Below are 16,722 nucleotides of genomic sequence, written 5' to 3'. Positions count from 1 at the left end.
CTGTCGAAGGGTGGAGCGAAGGCTTGCCCACTATGCTTCGACAAGCTCAGCATGACACCCCACACACAAACCAAACCGATGCCTGTTAACCGCAACGCCCTTATCCGCTACCGCACAATTGACCAGTGCCTGCAAAACCGCTTTAAGAAATGGACGCTGGACGACCTGATAAAGGCCTGCAGCGATGCTATTTACGAATACCAGGGCATTGATACCGGCGTTAGTCGCCGCACCGTACAGGCTGATATGGAGATGATGCGCAGCAACAAGCTGGGTTACGAAGCGCCTATTGTGGTGGTTGACAAAAAGTATTATACCTATAGCGATAAAAATTACAGCATTACCAATAGTCCGCTAAACCAGCAGGACATGCAGGTGCTGAGCGAGGTATCCGACCTGCTGAAACAGTTTAAAGGCTTTAACCATTTTACCGATCTGAACGAAATGGTGAGTAAGCTGGAGGATAAGATCTATTCGCAAAAAACCCAAAGCACACCCGTAATTGATTTTGAGAAGAACGATAACCTGAAAGGTTTAGAATGGATAGAGGTGATCCGCAAGGCTATTGTGGCTAAGAAAGCTATCTGTATCACCTACCAATCGTTCAAAGCCAGGGAAGCCAGTACTTTTTGCTTTAGCGGATACCTGTTGAAAGAATACCGTAACCGCTGGTTTGTCTTAGGGCGATCGCACGCGAGGAACGCTCCGCTGCTTACCCTGGCGCTCGACAGGATCCAGACCATTGAAGAGCACCCGGATGCTTATCGGGAGAATACAACCTTAGACCTGGCCACTTACTATAATGATTGCATTGGGGTAACCAAATCGCCCGGTCAGCGCGATTGTGAGGTGGTTTTCTGGATAGATGCAGCTAATGCGCCTTACGTGGTTACCAAGCCGCTGCACCATACGCAAAAACTATTGAGCGAGGACGTGTCAGGTAAGATATTCAGCATCCGTGTAATCCCGAACTTCGAATTAGAGCGGGAATTATTAGGTTTTGGACCTAAAATGAGAGTGCTGGGGCCGAGAATTTTGGTGAAGCAGATAAAAGCCCAGTTTTTGAAAACGCTGGACAATTACGATAAAGACAGCATAGCGCCATTTACGCTAACTTTGAATGAAACAATGAAAGAGAACGATGCAACATCGGTCAGCAAATCGAGTTTGTAAAATGAGGATTCATCGAGCTTGACCGGATGTGCTTAAACTTGTAAATAATGGCAGGTGCCGGCCGAAAATAAACTTTCTTTTTGTACATTCCCTACTTTGCAATGTATTATAAGTATGTATAAAAAATGTATCTTTTTGCTAGTGATCTTTTCCATCAGATCGATATCAGCATTTTCTCAAAAAGAAGTTCAGGAAAAGTTATTTTCCAGCAATTTACAGGACACCGTTCATTATAACGTTTTTTTACCGCTAAACTCAGAAGCAGAAAATGGGATGCCAACGATCTATGCGATAAAATACGGAATGATAGAAGGATCTTATATCGCTGCGCAGTTACGTTACTTCCAAGATGCAAATTATCCTATCCCTAAAACCATCGTTGTTACGATTCGTGCAGATATGGATAGAACGGGTTTTTCTTACAGAACAGGCGGGTTGACAAATACGGGTAGCAAATTTATAGCCTGCCTTAAAGAAGAAATTATACCGGCCGTTGAAAAAAAATACCATACCGCTAAATTTCGCACTTACTTAGGGCATTCCTATTCTGCCAGCTACGCTACTTATATGATGCAGCACGAGCCTGAATTATTCAGAGGTTATATTCTACTGGCAACAGAGCAAGTAGGCGTTGATTACAGTCTGCAAACTTCTTCCCGCGAAAAAACATCGCAACCACTCTTCCAATTGAATAAAGACGATACAAACTTTTACAATAGTACCACAACATTTTGTTATGCGGCAACAGGTGTATATGATGAGAACAGAAGGAAAAATTATGCTCAGGAATTAATACGAAATTTTAATTCTCTAGACAGTAGCCATTTTATTTCAACATATGACAGTATACCCGGAGGTAACCACACCAATATATTAACAACTGCTATCCAGCCGGCGCTCGAATTTATTTATAAACTGTACGACCCCGCCTATGGATATGAACAGGGAAATGAACATAATGCCTGGGATTTGTTTGCAAAAGCAAAAAAAAGAACGATGGAAGTTTATGGTATTTCTGCATCGAAGAATTTTAACTGGAGCCGACCGTTTCTTCAACAGGCAGCAACAAATAAAGATACCAGCGCTCTAACAAAAATATTTAGTGACCTGAACACGGATAGCCTGAAAGATTATCAGCTATTAAGGGCTGCCACATTATATTTTAACGCCGGGGAAAAAAATAGTGCCAAACGATATTACGAACAGGTCATCAGCCGTGCTCTTGCACGTAAAAGTCAGCAATACGATGCGTCACTCGATGGTGCGTACCAAGGTATTGCGCTAAATATCTACGCGGGCGAGCCTGAACTTGCCTGGGGTTATTTGCAAAAAAGCATTGACATGGTGTATGTTCCGGACAAATTCGGTGCGAACAATATAGACAACTACTTCATAGTTGGCGAATTTGCTGTAAACAACAACTACAACGTTGAAACAGGCCTGGGATATTTACTTAAGTATTTACAGCTAAGACAAAATGTCAATGACGCAATTCATAATCCCTACTATCGCGTTTATTATAAGATCGCCGAAGGCTACCATCTTCTAAAGAAACGAGATAAAGCGCGTGAATACGTACAACGATCACTAGCGTCACGAAATGATTTTCAACCCGCTAAAGACTTGATGATTAAATTAAAATAATGGAGGAAAGCGATTGGCTAGCTGCCACACCGACGCTATTCGGAATCCAGTTACCCGGAAGCACAGCCACTTTTTTCGATTTTATTTCAATCTGTTAAGTTAGGCTGAGCAGCACATATTTAAAGGATTATGACATAGGTCCGAATCCCGTCCATTATAGTGCCATAACAGATAACGGATAGGCACTACCACCTGAAAGTTGGCCGCGTGCCGGAGGGCCTGTTTATCGCATGCTGCTTATAGAAAGCTTTGCCATCAAAAAACACTCCGCCTGGTCTCTTATAACTTAACCCCGGTCCAAGACTCTGTTCCCTGTTTTTCGCGATGTTAAAGTTTTCCTTTTAAAATGATGTTACTGGCAATCATCATATCTGAATTTTAAATAATAAGCTGGTTAAAGCATTTCCTGCTTTGACCGGCTTATAGGCTGAGGCGTGCATTTTGAATGCTTACGGCTCCAGGTAAACAAGCCTTATTTAATGACTGGCCGGAATGATGTAAGGCTTACCGCTGTTTCCAATGAAAATACCAGCAGTTTAGCATTCTTAGTCGCACTCAGGTTCTTTGACTATGCGTGAAGTAAATTCGGGTTTTCATAAAATACATCCCCCTGTTTGTAACGATGAACTTTTCCGTTAAAAAACGATTCACGTCTTTTTTGCAATATAAAAGACGTCATGAAAGACGCGCTTGAATATTGCTTATCGTGGGCTGCTTTGAGGGCTTTAAAACCAAAAAGCCTCTAAATCATATGATTTAGAGGCTTTTGAACATTTTAAATGTTTCAGCGGAATGGACGGGACTCGAACCTTAGTTGAAATCAACTGATTTTCAGCCCTTTATATCTCTTCAAAAAAAGACGCCACGAATGACGCTCTATTCAAAATTGATTGTCTATTTGTCAATGATATTTTAAAAATGAAAGCCTCCCTAATCAACTTAAAAAAACAACTGATCTCAGCTACATTTCTTAAGTCAAATATAAGTATTTGCGAGGGTATTTAATAATTTTCGCCCTAAAATTTACCCTCACTCTGTTACAAAAAACAGATAATTTTACCCTCACTCTGTCACAGACCTGGCTCTTATACTCAGCCACAACTATATAAATTTCACCATTTGTGGCTGAGTATAATAAATCATAACCAGCCACAAGTATATTTTAGAGAGGCATGGCTGATTAAAGGCCTGCTTAGCATCATGATTCTTGCTTGTACTATTAAGGGTTTAGTACTTAATGAACGGCCAATCCTTATTCAACGCTTAAGCAACAAAAAGCGCTTAGCCGGATCAAATGTCAAGGGCGGGCCAACCGCTGGAAGCGGACGCAACGGCCCGCTTGTGCACCCTTGACGTTTGATTCCGGCGTGGGCTACCTTGGCGACTGCGGGGAATGAGGATTTATTTTTTCCATCACCGGGGATGGGAATGTGTTGTGAACGGAAACGGATTTCAGTTTTTCAATTAGCGTGAGGCCACATAACCGAAACCAGACCGATTATCCTTAAAAAACACACAATTAATTGATTGTATCAGCCGGGTTATTTTAGAAGTATCTTCAGTCTTACAATACCGAAATAAGATTAATACTAACCATTCCAATAATTCAAACCTGACCATAGTTAGGCTATATCTAAGGCGGTTTGCAGGCGTAAACGAATATAATTAGCATCTACTCCACCGTAACCTCCGGTTAAGTGGGCGTATAGGCCCTCTTCGAAATCATCCTGATTAATCAAATCAACAAATTCTTCTTTCAGATAACTTATGACATGCTCGGGACTTGACTGTATTTGCGCTTCAAAGTCATCTACATTTTCAAAAACATAAACCAGGTCTTCGAAATCCTTGCTGGTGCGATAATCGTTTTTGCCCCGTCCTTTAAAAGCTTCCCATTTCGAAGCGACAAAATACGGTAGTGAAAAAATTTGAACAGTGGTTTGTTCATCCAAAACATATTGGATAGCGCTTTCAAATCCTTCAGCATACCAGCGATTGCTAAATCCGATAATCGACGGATCTGTGGGCATTACATCAACAATAACTCCTTGTATGGTGTACCTGCAAATCACGCCGGATACGATATCATTATTGAATCCCAATGTCCTCAGCCGTTCATCAAGTTCAGCATAACCTTTGTATGATGCCAGTTCTACCACTATGTCAACATCGTCTGTTGGCCTTATTTCGGCGGCAAGACCGGGATTTGTCGCATACAGAGAAACCGTAGCACCACCTACAAATACGTAATCCTGTTCAAGTCCTTTTAGTGCCTGGTGGACCGCTTTTATTCTAACTAAATTCTCATGCATATTCCAGTCCGAAAATTTGTCTCAATAGTTCAAGAGCTTTCTCACATTCCCTGACCTTTCCTACCCGAACGCTATCTACTAAAGCCAGCATATTATAAAGTTTCTCATCATTCAGAACAGCTCTGATCTGATTCGGGTATAGTGGAACGATCGACTGACCTCTGACTTTTCCGTTAGGAGATGGCCAAACGTAATTCTCTTCTGATAAAAAGTGTTCTTTAAGGATTGGTGCACTATGGGCGGTTGGGATGCCTCGTTCTATCGCACCCGGTTCCACAGGAAAAACAAACGCTAATCCGTTCTCAATAAAACGTATCAATGCACTTTTAAACACTTTCTTTTTGTCGGGGCTTATCAAACGGGCGATCATTGAGCGGTTTAAAGATTCGCTAATCTCAGATGAACTGATATATAAGCTTTCAGATAGGTCTTTATTAAACCATTTATCACCTATTGAGATAATCTTCAGTAGCACAACTACGTCGTGAGGCCGCATTCCATTGTGAGCTTTCATATACAAATATAAATAATAATCCTTAAATCGCAAATCGCGAATCGGGGATTGTTTAGTATGTTATAACGATTTGTATTTCACAAATCATAGGTTGTTTTGTACATTTACGTTTTAATATACATTTGACTTATGGCAGAACCATCCTTACATATTGGCAGAAAAATCAGTAAGATTCGTGAATTACGTGGCATGAAGCAAGAAACCCTTGCTGCGGAATTAGGAATAAGCCAACAAGCTATCTCTAAAATTGAGCAGAGCGCAGAAGTTGAAGGCGAAGCCTTGGAAAGAATTGCCAAGGTGCTCGGTTTGCCAGCCGAGGCTATTAAGAAATTTAATGAAGAAGCTGTGATTAATATTATAGCAAGTACCGTCAATAACCATGATCAATCAGCATCTGTATTTTTTAATCCAACATTCAATCCAATAGAAAAAATAGTTGAATTGTATGATGAAAAAGTGGCCTTACTCGAGCGTTTACTACAGGCCGAAAAAGAAAAGAATGAACTACTAAAAGGTAAATAATCGTCATTTAGAGACTTTACCATAAAAAACGGGAGCCAGCTTCATGCTACTCCCGTTCTCAACCCTGAATAAAAAACACCCTATTTACCTAACTTCGCTTTTTCCAGGTTATCTTTTGCCGCTTTCTGTTCCTTATCAGCTTGCTCCGCCTGGGCTTGAGCTGCCATAATCGCCACTTGCTTTTCCATTTCTTTTTCTGCCTGTTGGATTAGTCCCTTGGGATCGTTCCCTAACTTTTTTTTGATGGTTTTGGATACTTCAGGATACAGCGCCTTAACCAGCCAGAAATTATAAGCGTCATCGTTTAGCCTGTCATTTTGGTGATTCAGGTATAAGGCCGTACCAACCGATAGGGATGTAACCACAAAGCAAATTACTACACCGATTATCAGGCTTTTTGACCAAGCCCCGAAATGGTGGCTGGTTTTTACTCCTATCACTTTAGGTACGTTTACTACTAATTTTTTTACTTCGTCGATCTGCTGCTGGATCTTCGCATCGTCATAACGTTTATTAGCTGTTTCAATGCGGGAGGCTATCTTGTCTAATGTTTCCTTGTACTGATGTAAAAAGGTTTTAAGAAACTCCGGCATTTCGGTTTCTACAACAGTCATTCTTGCAACGAAGCCCTGTATCAACTCTTCCAGCATCGTTACCTTTTCTTCTAATTCTTCATTTTGCATAACACTTCATTTTAAATTTTGTCCAATGGCTTAATTGATCTCTACCTACTTATTGTCTGTGATTGAGAATGTTCCGCTTCATGTTTCTTTCGTTTTCTGCGTGCTATATCCGCATCACCCATTGGGTCTGGGGCCGCTGCCACAAATTGCGGTTCTAATAGGATTTGCAGTAAGCCTTTACCACCGTCAGGACTATGAAGGTATTCCGCCTGTACGCTTTGCCGGATGGCTTCACGTAACTGGCTGGCCAGTGATGGTTCATTGGCTTGCTTTGCAGCGTGGTATTGTTGTACTTGTTGGTTACGGGTTAAAGTCGCATCTATCTGGGCATAGCTCAAACTACGGTCAATGGCAGATCCTTTCATCTTGATGTCGCCCTTTTCAAAAGAAACCCCTTGTACTTCGCTGGTACCGCTACGGAATTTATAGGCGATCTTAATTCCCTGTTTAGCCAGTTTGGCTTCCAATCCTTTCCACGTAGTTGCCGTTTTCATTGCTGCCTTAATTGCGTCATAGAGCTCATACCTGATCTTCTCTTTGCCTTTCAAAGCCTCGCGGTTCACCTGTCCTTTGCCTTCGCCCATATGGTAGCCATACTTCAGGGTGATTTCCTTACAGGCTTTAATATTCTTGGCGAAGTTGTTCCTATCACTAATCGTCTTGCCATTATTATCCACTCGGTTATAGATCAAGTGCAGGTGAGGGTGATCCCGGTCGCTGTGACGCACCACTACAAATTGCGTATCTCGGATACCTACTTTTTCTAGGTACTCCCTAGCCCGTTCTACCATGATGTCATCACTCAGCTTGGCTAAATCTTCTTTGCTCCAACTCAGCACTAAGTGTCCGACTGCTTTACCCAGTTCCGGCCGCATCTTGCGTTGCAAATTAAAATCGTGCATCAGGGTGCTGGCATTTTGCATCCGCACGCCTTCGGCTGCCAGAATCTTCGCTTCCTGCTTATCCACCACATATCGGATACAACCGCCAAAGCTTCTTCCCGTAATTGGCTTACCCATCATGGCTACCGATTTTAGTTAATAATTCTTCAATCTGCCTCATCATAGCCTGGCATTTTAAAGCCAGGGAAAACAGGCCTGCAACGTGTGCTAAATGTGTGAGCTGATTCAGGTTATTAGCAAGGCCTGCCAGCATCCTGAACCAGCCGCTTTCTTCTGTAGTAAAGCGTGGAAAAACCTTAGCGCTTTTAGCAGCCCTGCGAAACCATTCGCTCGGTTTCAGTCCGGCCTTTTTCGCCCTGCCTTCAATCAAGGTCCTTTCGGTAGGGGTTAGCCTTACCATCAAAAGGGCGCTCCGCCGGATCGTTTTCTTTGGCCTTCCCGGTGTCCGCCGCTTTGGTAATTTGTTGTTTTCAGCAATTGCTGCCATGTTTCCTTCCCTTTCTGTTTCTTAAAAAACCGACCAACGGGAGCGAGTTCCGGATCATCCCAAATGGGGTGTATCCGGGTTTTTGTATAGCAAAAACATTAACTCGCTCCTTACTGTCGGATAATTGCCTTTACCGCCAGTTACTTTGTAACTGGTTTCCATTTTTTCCCTCCGGGCTTCGCCCGTTATATCTCCCGATGCGAAGCATCGGCTCTGTACTATTGCCATTTGCAAGACTCGTTTTGCTAACGCTTATTCCAATCTGACCAATAAACGAGGCTTCCTTTTGCCGGATGAAAAGATGGTTGGTAACAGATATAGCCATACTCATCCAGTTCCCTAATACACTTGTGGTAAGTTGCAATGGATGCGACTTTGGCATAAGCCATCACCGTTTTACGGGTGATGGCAAAAGGGCTGACAAAGCCTCCGCGCTGCCAAAAAATAAATAGAGCAGTGAACAAACTTACATGAGTGGCCAGTACCCGTTTGTCGCTTCCCATGCGTTTGATCAGGTCATTATAACTTGCTAGATTTTTTGAAATGATCATCTTCCGTTACCCTCCAAAACCTTGTTGATGTCTTCCAACTTGTAATACATAATGCTGCCTATTTTGGTAAAGCGAAGCGTACCGTTGATGCGCAGGTTTTGTAAGGTGCCGGGTGATATATTCAGCATCTTTCTAACCTCGCTGCTCTTCAGCCATTTCTTGGATTGCCCTTGTCCAGGCTGCATGATCAGTTTAATTTCATTGAGCAATTCATTTTTAAATTCCCGTAGATCCTCACGGGTGATTAGTTCCACATTCATCTGTCATCCTCCTTTTAATCTTTGATAGTTTGTTGCATGGCACCCAGTACCTCACTCTTTTTGAAGTACACCCTTTTATGCAGGCGTAAATAGGGTAAGCCTTTTTTCATCCAGTCGGTAAGCGTTACCAGTGACACGCCGAGTTCGGCTGCAAGCTCCTGCTTGGATAAGAGTTTTTCTGAGTCCGGCAGCTGGCTGCCGCCTGTTTTAAAGTGTTCTTGTAATTCTGCCCTGACTGCATCCCTGATGCATTGGCTAAGGGCTTCGTGGCTAATGATCTGCATAGCATTTGTTTTGGTACAAATGTGTGCTATGCCCTGTAGATTTCTTGACCACGCAAATCTGCCTGGTTAAAATGGAGTGGTTTAAGGAAAGTTAAAAAAACTTATAAGTTATTGATTGCCAATTTAATGTCATGCTGGCAAAACAACTGGCAATGTGACTGGCAAAAGGAAAAATCAACTTCGCTTTTTTGCTGGATTGATCGTAAACAGTTTTGATTTTGCTGGAAGATCAGCATGTTTATCGCCCGGTTCGCGCTTATCACTGGGAAAATACCTGCGAATAGTTTCGTGGTTGATCTCCTTATCACCCTCGCGGAAATACTTACAGATCATCTTCGTCCAAACGCTTTGCGTTTGTGAAAACATCAGTTCTTTTCCCTCAGGGGTTTTGAGTTCCTGCATTTGCAAGTACAGGTTTAAAACGGTATTGCGGTAACCGTCTGGAATATTGATGTAACCCTCGGTTTCCAGTGCCGTCGCTTTCTTGAGGTCAGCTTTTAGCTGGATGATCTCTTGCTCAAGGACATAGATTTCCGAATCCTGCTGCACTATTACCGCATCATTGGATTTGTGGATGTTCCAACGGTCATGCGAGATCAGCAACTCAGTAAATTTTTGCAGGCGCGCTATTTCCCGCTCGTTGCGTAAATGGTTCTTGTCATACACATCCTTATTCAACAATACATTTAACTGCCTTTCGATGAGTGACCAGAAATATTTAAAGTATATCTCGTCCGTGCCATCAGGATGATGCGATAAATAATAAGCCAGGTGGCGCTGGTAAAACTCCTGTAAACGATCCACAGGGATGGCGAACACACGTTTGAAAAAGTGCTTTAAAAATTGTGACTGATCCCATGTCACCGGATTGCCAATATCCAGGGTATCCTTCGAAAAGTCGAAGCGGTCTCGAGGTCTGAAGTAAGTGACACTCATCAGTAGGTGATTTACCCAAAAATAAGTGTTTCTTGGGTTGGAAAAAAGATATATTAAAGCATTTCATCATGCAACCATTACGTCAAATTAGAAAAGGTTATTAATATTGATTTAAGTAGATAATTCGACGCTGCTTGGGCCGAACAGGAAAATGCAGTAAGTTAATAATTGTTAACTGTTCCATATTAATTATTCCCAGCCAAAGACACTTCCCATTGCTCAAAGTTCACCAAGTCGTGCCGTAATACTTTTTCGCCAAGTTCAGTTAGTGTGTGAAGAACGGCTAAATGGCATTTTTTCGTTTTTCGGCCACTACCGCAAAGGCAGGCGCTGTTCCGGTCAATTATTTTCTTATCCAAAATTGATTTGATGAATTGCGTCGCTAGGATCGGGGTAGGCAAGTTTAACTCCTCTTTATAATATTGCATCACACCTTCGAATCGATGGTCGTATTCCTCGCCCGCGTAGCCCTGCCGGGATAAGCGATGGAGTTGGTTGGCAAAGTAGGGATATACCTTTTCATGCATAAAGCCAGCCAGGCGCATACCGCGCTTAAAAGCTAGTTTTAAATTGTGCGGGATATCCAGACAGCATTCACCATATTCAGAAATATGCCAGGCTTCTGTTCTGGGGATGATGGTGCTTCTTTCAAATATATTTGGCACATGGACAGGATACGGGTGCCGGACAATGATCAGCACCTGAAAGGTATCCCAATACAGCCCAGTTGCATCACAAATATCCAACTCTCCCGAGATGACCCAGCTTTTATGCTTTTCATCCCGGGAATAGCGGAGCTTTGGATACAGATCGCTGATCGCAGCAAAATCCTTTTCAAAAAGTGTAGGCTTTTTAAAAATCATAGTAGGGTTTGCTCTTTACGGCTATTGGCGCTAAATTATTGGAATTAGCATAAACCGCCGGAGCTTGCTTTCTTTTCAGCTGAATGTTGCCGGAAAAGTCCGTAGCGATATAATCTTGCTTTTTAAGGAATTTGAGCCAGTCGAAATCATGCTGCGTATATCTAAATCCTTTTTTCGGGATCTCGAAAATGTAGCGGTCTGTTTCTTTGCCGGTACGCAGGCATACCGGAGTAAAAAACTCCTGCAACAAGGCAGCTTCCTTTTTGATGTGATCACCGATGACAATACCGTTACTGACGGCGTTGGCCTGCATCTTTGAGGCTAAATTCGTGTGCAAACTGAAAGTCGTCACTTCACTGATCTCGCCTATACCCGCCATGGCCCAAACGACATCTTCATCATAGCCAAGATCAACACCTATGCGTGTGTAGATCTGCTCGATGCCTTGTTGTTCAAACACTTCTTTAAGGTCATGTTTAACAAAATAGGAATAAACACTGGCAAATTGTAAGGCCCGGTTAACCGCATCCTTGATAGACATATTCTTGCCGCCGAAATAGGCAAAGAGTCCGTCTCCTTGTAAACGATGTATGTAGCCGCCAAAAATCAGGGCGGTGTGTATAGCTGCACGCTGTATCGCGTTATTAATAACAAACACGGTGGCTGGCTCATAACGTCCATAAAGCTGCGTTGAGCGCCGTACATCAACGAACATAGAAACAATGTAATGCTCCTCAGTATCTTCCGTGTGTTTTAAATGTGCAAAATCAGGATGCGAGCCTAGTTTTTGTGTAAAGTCGGGTTTCAGGCCAACAGCGTCGGCAAATTGCTCCAAACTCGGCAGTAGCCTTTTTTCGGGCATCGCTTCGTTCAAAGCCCGCAGGTTAATTTTGTTCCTGACATTGCCGCCAGCGAATTCGCTGTAAGTCCGGGTCTGTCCATCTGCCGCTATCGCTTTGCGGATAGGTTGCAGGTAATCTTCATAAATGTTCATGGGGTCTTTTTTAAATTATAAATTAGGGTGATCAAAAGCGGAATAAACAGGATGAACTGAGCGGTGAAAAGCCAGCCGGCCCAACGCAAACGCACAAATTTCAACTTGAGGCCAGTGGCTAGGTCATATACCTGGTTACGTAAATCGGTCAGGTCATCTTCTCCGCTGGAGCCCTTGGACTTACTGATAAAAGTTTCGCGATCCATAGCGGCAATACAGCCGAAATACAGCAATGATTTCTTTTTGCTGTCGAGATATGGCGTAGAAGCTCGAATGACAATTATCATAATAATCACGCCTATCCCGATCAGTGAACTCATGAGCAAATGGATACACCTACCACAATTGACCGCATTAATAATCGGTGAGTAAGCAGTAGCCAAACCACCCACAATAAAGGTGCTCAACGCAAGGAACACCGCACATTTATTATTGACACTATCATAATAGGTATCAAAGCGTTGCGTGTTAAACTGTAATCTTTCTTTCTCCATAGGACAGAGCCCAGCTGTAGGCTTGAAAACAAAAGTAGGTGAGCACAACGCACTGTATATGCGTGCTGCTTTTTTTATTATATTTATTTAATTTTAATTCATAAACCTTGCCTGTCAACCTAAATTTATTGGCGCGTACCCGGGTGATCAACGATTGCCTATGCCACCGGAGAGAAAAATATTGGCCGAAAGAAAAGCTGGCCGAAGAGATTCGTGAGTTGACTCAACTTCCGTGTTCGACGCGCACCGTTATTGCGGATATTCGGTTAATGCGAGAGAGTAGCTTGCTCGAATTTTACGCACCGATCAACTACTCCAAGTCTCCTGATGGCTATCATTACACGGACCCTACTTATTCGATAGATAAATTGCCCCTTTCCGCTAACGATATTAAATCGTTGAAGCTGGCGGCCTCTACCTTGAACCAATACCGGAATGTGCCCTTGCTCAGTGAATTAATAGCTACGATCGGTAAGGTGGTCGATGTAGTAGAAAAGGGTAAGATCAAGGAAGGCTCTATTTTTGAATTCATAGATTTTGAACGAACGCCATTAGCCTCCGGAATGGAATTCATGGATCAGCTAACAGACGCGATACAATACCAACAGTGCCTCCAGCTCAGTTATCAAAAATTTGGCGCGAAGCCAGAAAAATTCGATATCCACCCCTATTTACTGAAAGAGTATCGCAATCGCTGGTATGTGATTGCCTACAATGAGCAGAAAAAAGATATGCGAACCTATGGTCTTGATCGTATCGTTTCTTTGGCAGCAACCTCTTGTGATTACAATAAAGGGTTCGCTGTTGATCGTGATTATTTAAGCGATTGCATCGGCATTAATTTAGAAGATCAGGTAGTAGAGGATGTACTGCTCAAATTTATTCCTTCCGAAGGACATTATTTAAAGACGCAAAAAATGCACCGGTCGCAGGAAATTGTTTCCGATGACCAAGATGGCCTGGTGATTCAGTTGCGCCTGATCGTCAATTTTGAATTGATCGGTATCATCTTAGGCTACGGTGCTAAAGTAACTGTGATCGCGCCTTCACACCTGAAGAAACAAATTGTTAAAATTTCTAAAAAGATCCATAACAACTACCCTGAACTGAATAAGCCCTTAATTTCTACCGATGAATCCTAACCGTTACCTGACCAAGTCGCGTTTCAAGCTGGCGCTGGAATGCCCCACTAAACTATTTTATACGGGCAATAAAGCCTATTCAGATCAAAAACTGAACGACTCTTTCCTGGCAGCGCTTGCAGAGGGCGGCTATCAAGTAGGCGAATTGGCCAAATGCTATTTCCCGGGAGGCGTAGAAATAAGGGAATTAGATTACGCGACATCGCTGGCCAAAACAGACGCCCTGCTGGCGCAGGAGGAGGTAATTATTTACGAGGCGGCTTTTTTATTCGAGAACCTCTTTATCAGGGCAGACGTGCTGGTCAAAAAGGGGAATCGCCTAGAACTTTACGAGGTAAAGGCCAAATCATTTGATCAAGCTAATGATACTCTTACCAACACTAAGGGGATCGTTAGCAAATGGAAGCCATATGTCTATGACGTCGCTTTTCAAAAGTACGTTATACAAAACAGCAAACCTGGTTATGATGTCCGGGCCTACCTGATGTTGGCAGATAAAAGCAAACGCGCTACAGTCGACGGCCTGAACCAACTGTTTATGCTAAGTGAGGATGAAAAAGGCCGTACCTTGATCCTACACACAGGAGATGTTTCGTCCGCCGCATTGGGTGAACGCCTACTATGTGCAGTTAATGTAGATGATATTTGTAGCAAACTTTTTGAAGATAAGCCCTTCGAGGCGGATGATCCGAAGTCTTTTAAACAATGGGCACACTTTTATGCGGACAATTACCAGGCAGGTAATGTGATTCAGGGCAAACTGTTGGGCCGATGCGGTAAATGTGAGTTTCAGGCAACGCCGGAGGAGGAAGCTTTAGGGTTGAAGAGTGGTTATAAAGAATGCTGGCAGCGCGCCGCTGGTTTTACGCCGGATGATTTTGCGCGCCCGCATATTCTGGAACTCTGGGACTTTAGGAAAAAAGACAATTACTTCGCCGATAAAAAATACTTTTTAGTCCAGCTTTCGCGTATCGACCTGGAAGCGGAGAGAGTGAAGCCGCATATAGAGCCGGGCATGAGCCGGGTTGATCGCCAATGGTTGCAAATCACCAAATCCGCGGAGGCCAATCCGGAGATTCACTTTGACAAGGCAGGTTTAAATGAAAAATTCGCAACGGTTGTTTATCCTTTGCATTTTATTGATTTTGAAACCACCGCAGTCGCTATTCCGTTCAACAAGGGCCGCCGACCTTACGAACAGGTCGCTTTCCAATTTTCCCATCACTTGTTGCATGAAGATGGACGGGTAGAACATAAAGACGAGTGGCTGGATGACCAGCAGGGCCGTTTTCCTAACTTTGATTTTATACGCCAGTTGAAGCTGGCACTGGAGGGCGATAAGGGTAGTATCTTCCGTTATTCCAATCATGAGAATACTGTATTGAACAAAATACACGAGCAGCTTCGGTTATCAACAGAGGCGGATAGGGATTCACTTTGCACCTGGATAGAAACCATTACCCATTCTACCGGTGACAGCGCCTTGAAATGGAAAGGCGACAGAGATATGATCGACTTATGGGACTGGGTAAAAAAATATTATTTCGCAGCGGAATGCCGCGGCTCTAATTCCATTAAACAGATATTGCCAGCGATCTTAAATGATAGCGATCACCTGAAAACAAAATACAGCCAACCTATTTACGGCAACAGCATTCCCAGTTTGAATTTTAAAGACCAAACCTGGATAAAACTTGATGAACACGGCAAAGTGGTCAACCCTTATAGACAGCTGGACCCTGTATTTGCTGGCGTAGACCAGGAGTTGCTGGATGCGATGATCCTGGACGAAACAGCCGAGATCAATGAAGGCGGTGCGGCGATGATGGCTTATTCCCGCATGCAATTTACACAAATGAATGATGTGGAAAGGCACCAGATCAGACAGTCCTTATTATGTTATTGCGAACTGGATACACTGGCCATGGTCATGATCTGGGAAGGCTGGAGGGCGATGCTTACTTAACTATATAGGTGGGCCATCAGGGTGATCGCTTCCCGGACTTTAGTCACCAAAACTTCAGGGGCGATCACTTTTACGTGCTCACCATAGCTTAAAATCTGCATGATCAGTTCCTGGTTAATCATCAGGTCCAGTTCTACACAAATGCCATTTTCGTCATCTCGCGTGATATTTTGAGACCGGTGTATATCCTGGGTCCTGATATAGTGGCTTTGTTGCGGGGTAAATTCGAGTATTACTTTTTCGATGGCAGGGCTGCGGGTGTCTATTCCGATACAATCTTTAAAATAATCTTCGGGTACGGCCAGCGTATTTTCAATAAATTCAATAGCCACCGGTTCGACCGCTTTTATGCGATCCAATCCGTAAGTACCCAGCCTTGTTTTATAAAGTCCGACCAAATACCATCGGTTGCGGAATTCTTTAACAAAATAAGGATGGACATTAACTGTAAAAGGCGCAGCTTCATTAAATTTCTGATAAGTAACTGCTAACACTTGTTTCTGTTCCACAGCCGTCAATATCGGGTCAAGCAGTTGATACCCAACTAGGCGTGGTATTTTTTCAAAAAGTATAAATGAGCGGCTTATAGGACTATTGGATTCTTTTACCTGCTTGACGATCCGGATGACTTTATCGATCACCGAGCCGAACTGGTTAAAGTAGGCCGTATTTTGGTATTGGGTAAGGGTTTGGGCTACTACTTCTAACTGGTGTATATCTTCGGCGTCAATCGGTAGCGTGATAGAGAACGGCCTTTCGTAATAGAACCCTTTGTTTCTTTTGGTGCCAATAGGGGCATTTTGAAATGTAAGCCCTGTTTCATATCGCATATCATAGATATCACCATCAAAGGTCCTGGGTTTAATTTCAATATCTATTTTACGGATCTCTTCGATTAATTCTTTTTTCGTCCAGTATTTTTTTCGCGGATCGTTTAAACAACGATCAATAGTAGCATAGCGACGGTAAGCTGATTTTTGTGTGGTCATTCGAAA

General features: G+C 43.1%; 18 protein-coding genes. 5 read left to right on the top strand and 13 right to left on the bottom strand.

Annotated elements, in window-relative coordinates:
- Window positions 1-51: 51 nt before the first annotated feature.
- Together NPE20_RS20650 and NPE20_RS20645 are read left to right on the top strand one after the other, a co-directional pair.
- Entirely contained in the window at window positions 52-1,173 is a 1,122-nt protein-coding gene (locus NPE20_RS20650) for a helix-turn-helix transcriptional regulator (protein WP_256540599.1), read from the top strand.
- A 114-nt stretch (window positions 1,174-1,287) separates the two neighbouring features.
- Complete coding sequence (locus tag NPE20_RS20645) at window positions 1,288-2,817, top strand: alpha/beta hydrolase-fold protein (protein WP_256540598.1); 1,530 nt, start codon at window positions 1,288-1,290, stop codon at window positions 2,815-2,817.
- A gap of 1,622 nt (window positions 2,818-4,439) precedes the next feature.
- Here the strand turns inward: NPE20_RS20645 and NPE20_RS20640 are convergent.
- Together NPE20_RS20640 and NPE20_RS20635 are read right to left on the bottom strand one after the other, a co-directional pair.
- Window positions 4,440-5,129: a hypothetical protein gene (locus NPE20_RS20640; RefSeq protein WP_256540597.1), complete on the bottom strand. Its 690-nt coding sequence runs from the start codon at window positions 5,127-5,129 to the stop codon at window positions 4,440-4,442.
- On the bottom strand, window positions 5,122-5,643 hold the full coding sequence (locus NPE20_RS20635; protein WP_256540596.1) for a hypothetical protein: 522 nt from the start codon (window positions 5,641-5,643) through the stop codon (window positions 5,122-5,124). Before NPE20_RS20635 ends, NPE20_RS20640 begins: the two co-directional genes overlap by 8 nt.
- 129 nt (window positions 5,644-5,772) lie before the next feature.
- Between NPE20_RS20635 and NPE20_RS20630 the strand changes: the two genes are divergently transcribed.
- Complete coding sequence (locus NPE20_RS20630) at window positions 5,773-6,165, top strand: helix-turn-helix domain-containing protein (protein WP_256540595.1); 393 nt, start codon at window positions 5,773-5,775, stop codon at window positions 6,163-6,165.
- Window positions 6,166-6,245: 80 nt separating this feature from the next.
- Here NPE20_RS20630 and NPE20_RS20625 read toward each other — a convergent pair whose 3' ends face one another.
- From NPE20_RS20625 to NPE20_RS20580, 10 genes are all read right to left on the bottom strand, one after another.
- Window positions 6,246-6,848, bottom strand: coding sequence for a hypothetical protein (locus tag NPE20_RS20625; RefSeq protein WP_256540594.1), 603 nt, complete (start codon window positions 6,846-6,848; stop codon window positions 6,246-6,248).
- Between the two features lie 41 nt (window positions 6,849-6,889).
- Window positions 6,890-7,870, bottom strand: coding sequence for a relaxase/mobilization nuclease domain-containing protein (locus tag NPE20_RS20620; protein ID WP_256540593.1), 981 nt, complete (start codon window positions 7,868-7,870; stop codon window positions 6,890-6,892).
- Window positions 7,860-8,237, bottom strand: a complete 378-nt coding sequence (locus NPE20_RS20615; RefSeq protein WP_256540592.1) for a MobC family plasmid mobilization relaxosome protein — start codon at window positions 8,235-8,237, stop codon at window positions 7,860-7,862. Before NPE20_RS20615 ends, NPE20_RS20620 begins: the two co-directional genes overlap by 11 nt.
- Before the next feature lie 245 nt (window positions 8,238-8,482).
- The gene (locus tag NPE20_RS20610) at window positions 8,483-8,788 is read right to left on the bottom strand and encodes a hypothetical protein (protein WP_256540591.1); all 306 of its coding nucleotides are present in this window, start codon (window positions 8,786-8,788) and stop codon (window positions 8,483-8,485) included.
- Window positions 8,785-9,048, bottom strand: coding sequence for a helix-turn-helix domain-containing protein (locus tag NPE20_RS20605; RefSeq protein WP_256540590.1), 264 nt, complete (start codon window positions 9,046-9,048; stop codon window positions 8,785-8,787). The genes NPE20_RS20610 and NPE20_RS20605 overlap by 4 nt, the downstream gene beginning before the upstream one ends.
- Before the next feature lie 14 nt (window positions 9,049-9,062).
- The gene (locus NPE20_RS20600; protein ID WP_256540589.1) at window positions 9,063-9,332 is read right to left on the bottom strand and encodes a helix-turn-helix domain-containing protein; all 270 of its coding nucleotides are present in this window, start codon (window positions 9,330-9,332) and stop codon (window positions 9,063-9,065) included.
- Window positions 9,333-9,506: 174 nt separating this feature from the next.
- A complete protein-coding gene (locus tag NPE20_RS20595) occupies window positions 9,507-10,268 on the bottom strand; it encodes a hypothetical protein (RefSeq protein WP_256540588.1) in 762 nt (253 codons plus the stop codon).
- A 185-nt stretch (window positions 10,269-10,453) separates the two neighbouring features.
- Window positions 10,454-11,131: an SEC-C domain-containing protein gene (locus NPE20_RS20590; protein ID WP_256540587.1), complete on the bottom strand. Its 678-nt coding sequence runs from the start codon at window positions 11,129-11,131 to the stop codon at window positions 10,454-10,456.
- Window positions 11,121-12,125, bottom strand: a complete 1,005-nt coding sequence (locus tag NPE20_RS20585) for an adenylate/guanylate cyclase domain-containing protein (protein WP_256540586.1) — start codon at window positions 12,123-12,125, stop codon at window positions 11,121-11,123. The genes NPE20_RS20590 and NPE20_RS20585 overlap by 11 nt, the downstream gene beginning before the upstream one ends.
- Window positions 12,122-12,619: a Pycsar system effector family protein gene (locus NPE20_RS20580; protein WP_256540585.1), complete on the bottom strand. Its 498-nt coding sequence runs from the start codon at window positions 12,617-12,619 to the stop codon at window positions 12,122-12,124. The genes NPE20_RS20585 and NPE20_RS20580 overlap by 4 nt, the downstream gene beginning before the upstream one ends.
- 107 nt (window positions 12,620-12,726) lie before the next feature.
- Here NPE20_RS20580 and NPE20_RS20575 point away from each other — a divergent pair, with 107 nt between their 5' ends.
- Window positions 12,727-13,761, top strand: a complete 1,035-nt coding sequence (locus tag NPE20_RS20575; protein ID WP_256540584.1) for a helix-turn-helix transcriptional regulator — start codon at window positions 12,727-12,729, stop codon at window positions 13,759-13,761.
- The gene (locus NPE20_RS20570; protein ID WP_256540583.1) at window positions 13,751-15,727 is read left to right on the top strand and encodes a DUF2779 domain-containing protein; all 1,977 of its coding nucleotides are present in this window, start codon (window positions 13,751-13,753) and stop codon (window positions 15,725-15,727) included. The genes NPE20_RS20575 and NPE20_RS20570 overlap by 11 nt, the downstream gene beginning before the upstream one ends.
- Here NPE20_RS20570 and NPE20_RS20565 read toward each other — a convergent pair.
- The gene (locus NPE20_RS20565) at window positions 15,724-16,716 is read right to left on the bottom strand and encodes a helix-turn-helix transcriptional regulator (protein WP_256540582.1); all 993 of its coding nucleotides are present in this window, start codon (window positions 16,714-16,716) and stop codon (window positions 15,724-15,726) included. The two genes, NPE20_RS20570 and NPE20_RS20565, sit on opposite strands and share 4 nt — an antisense overlap.
- Window positions 16,717-16,722: the final 6 nt, after the last annotated feature.

Source organism: Mucilaginibacter aquariorum (assembly GCF_024498135.1).
Lineage (GTDB): Bacteria > Bacteroidota > Bacteroidia > Sphingobacteriales > Sphingobacteriaceae > Mucilaginibacter > Mucilaginibacter aquariorum.
The sequence above is the reverse complement of the archived record's forward strand: the minus strand, read 5'-3'. Positions and strand labels throughout refer to the sequence as shown.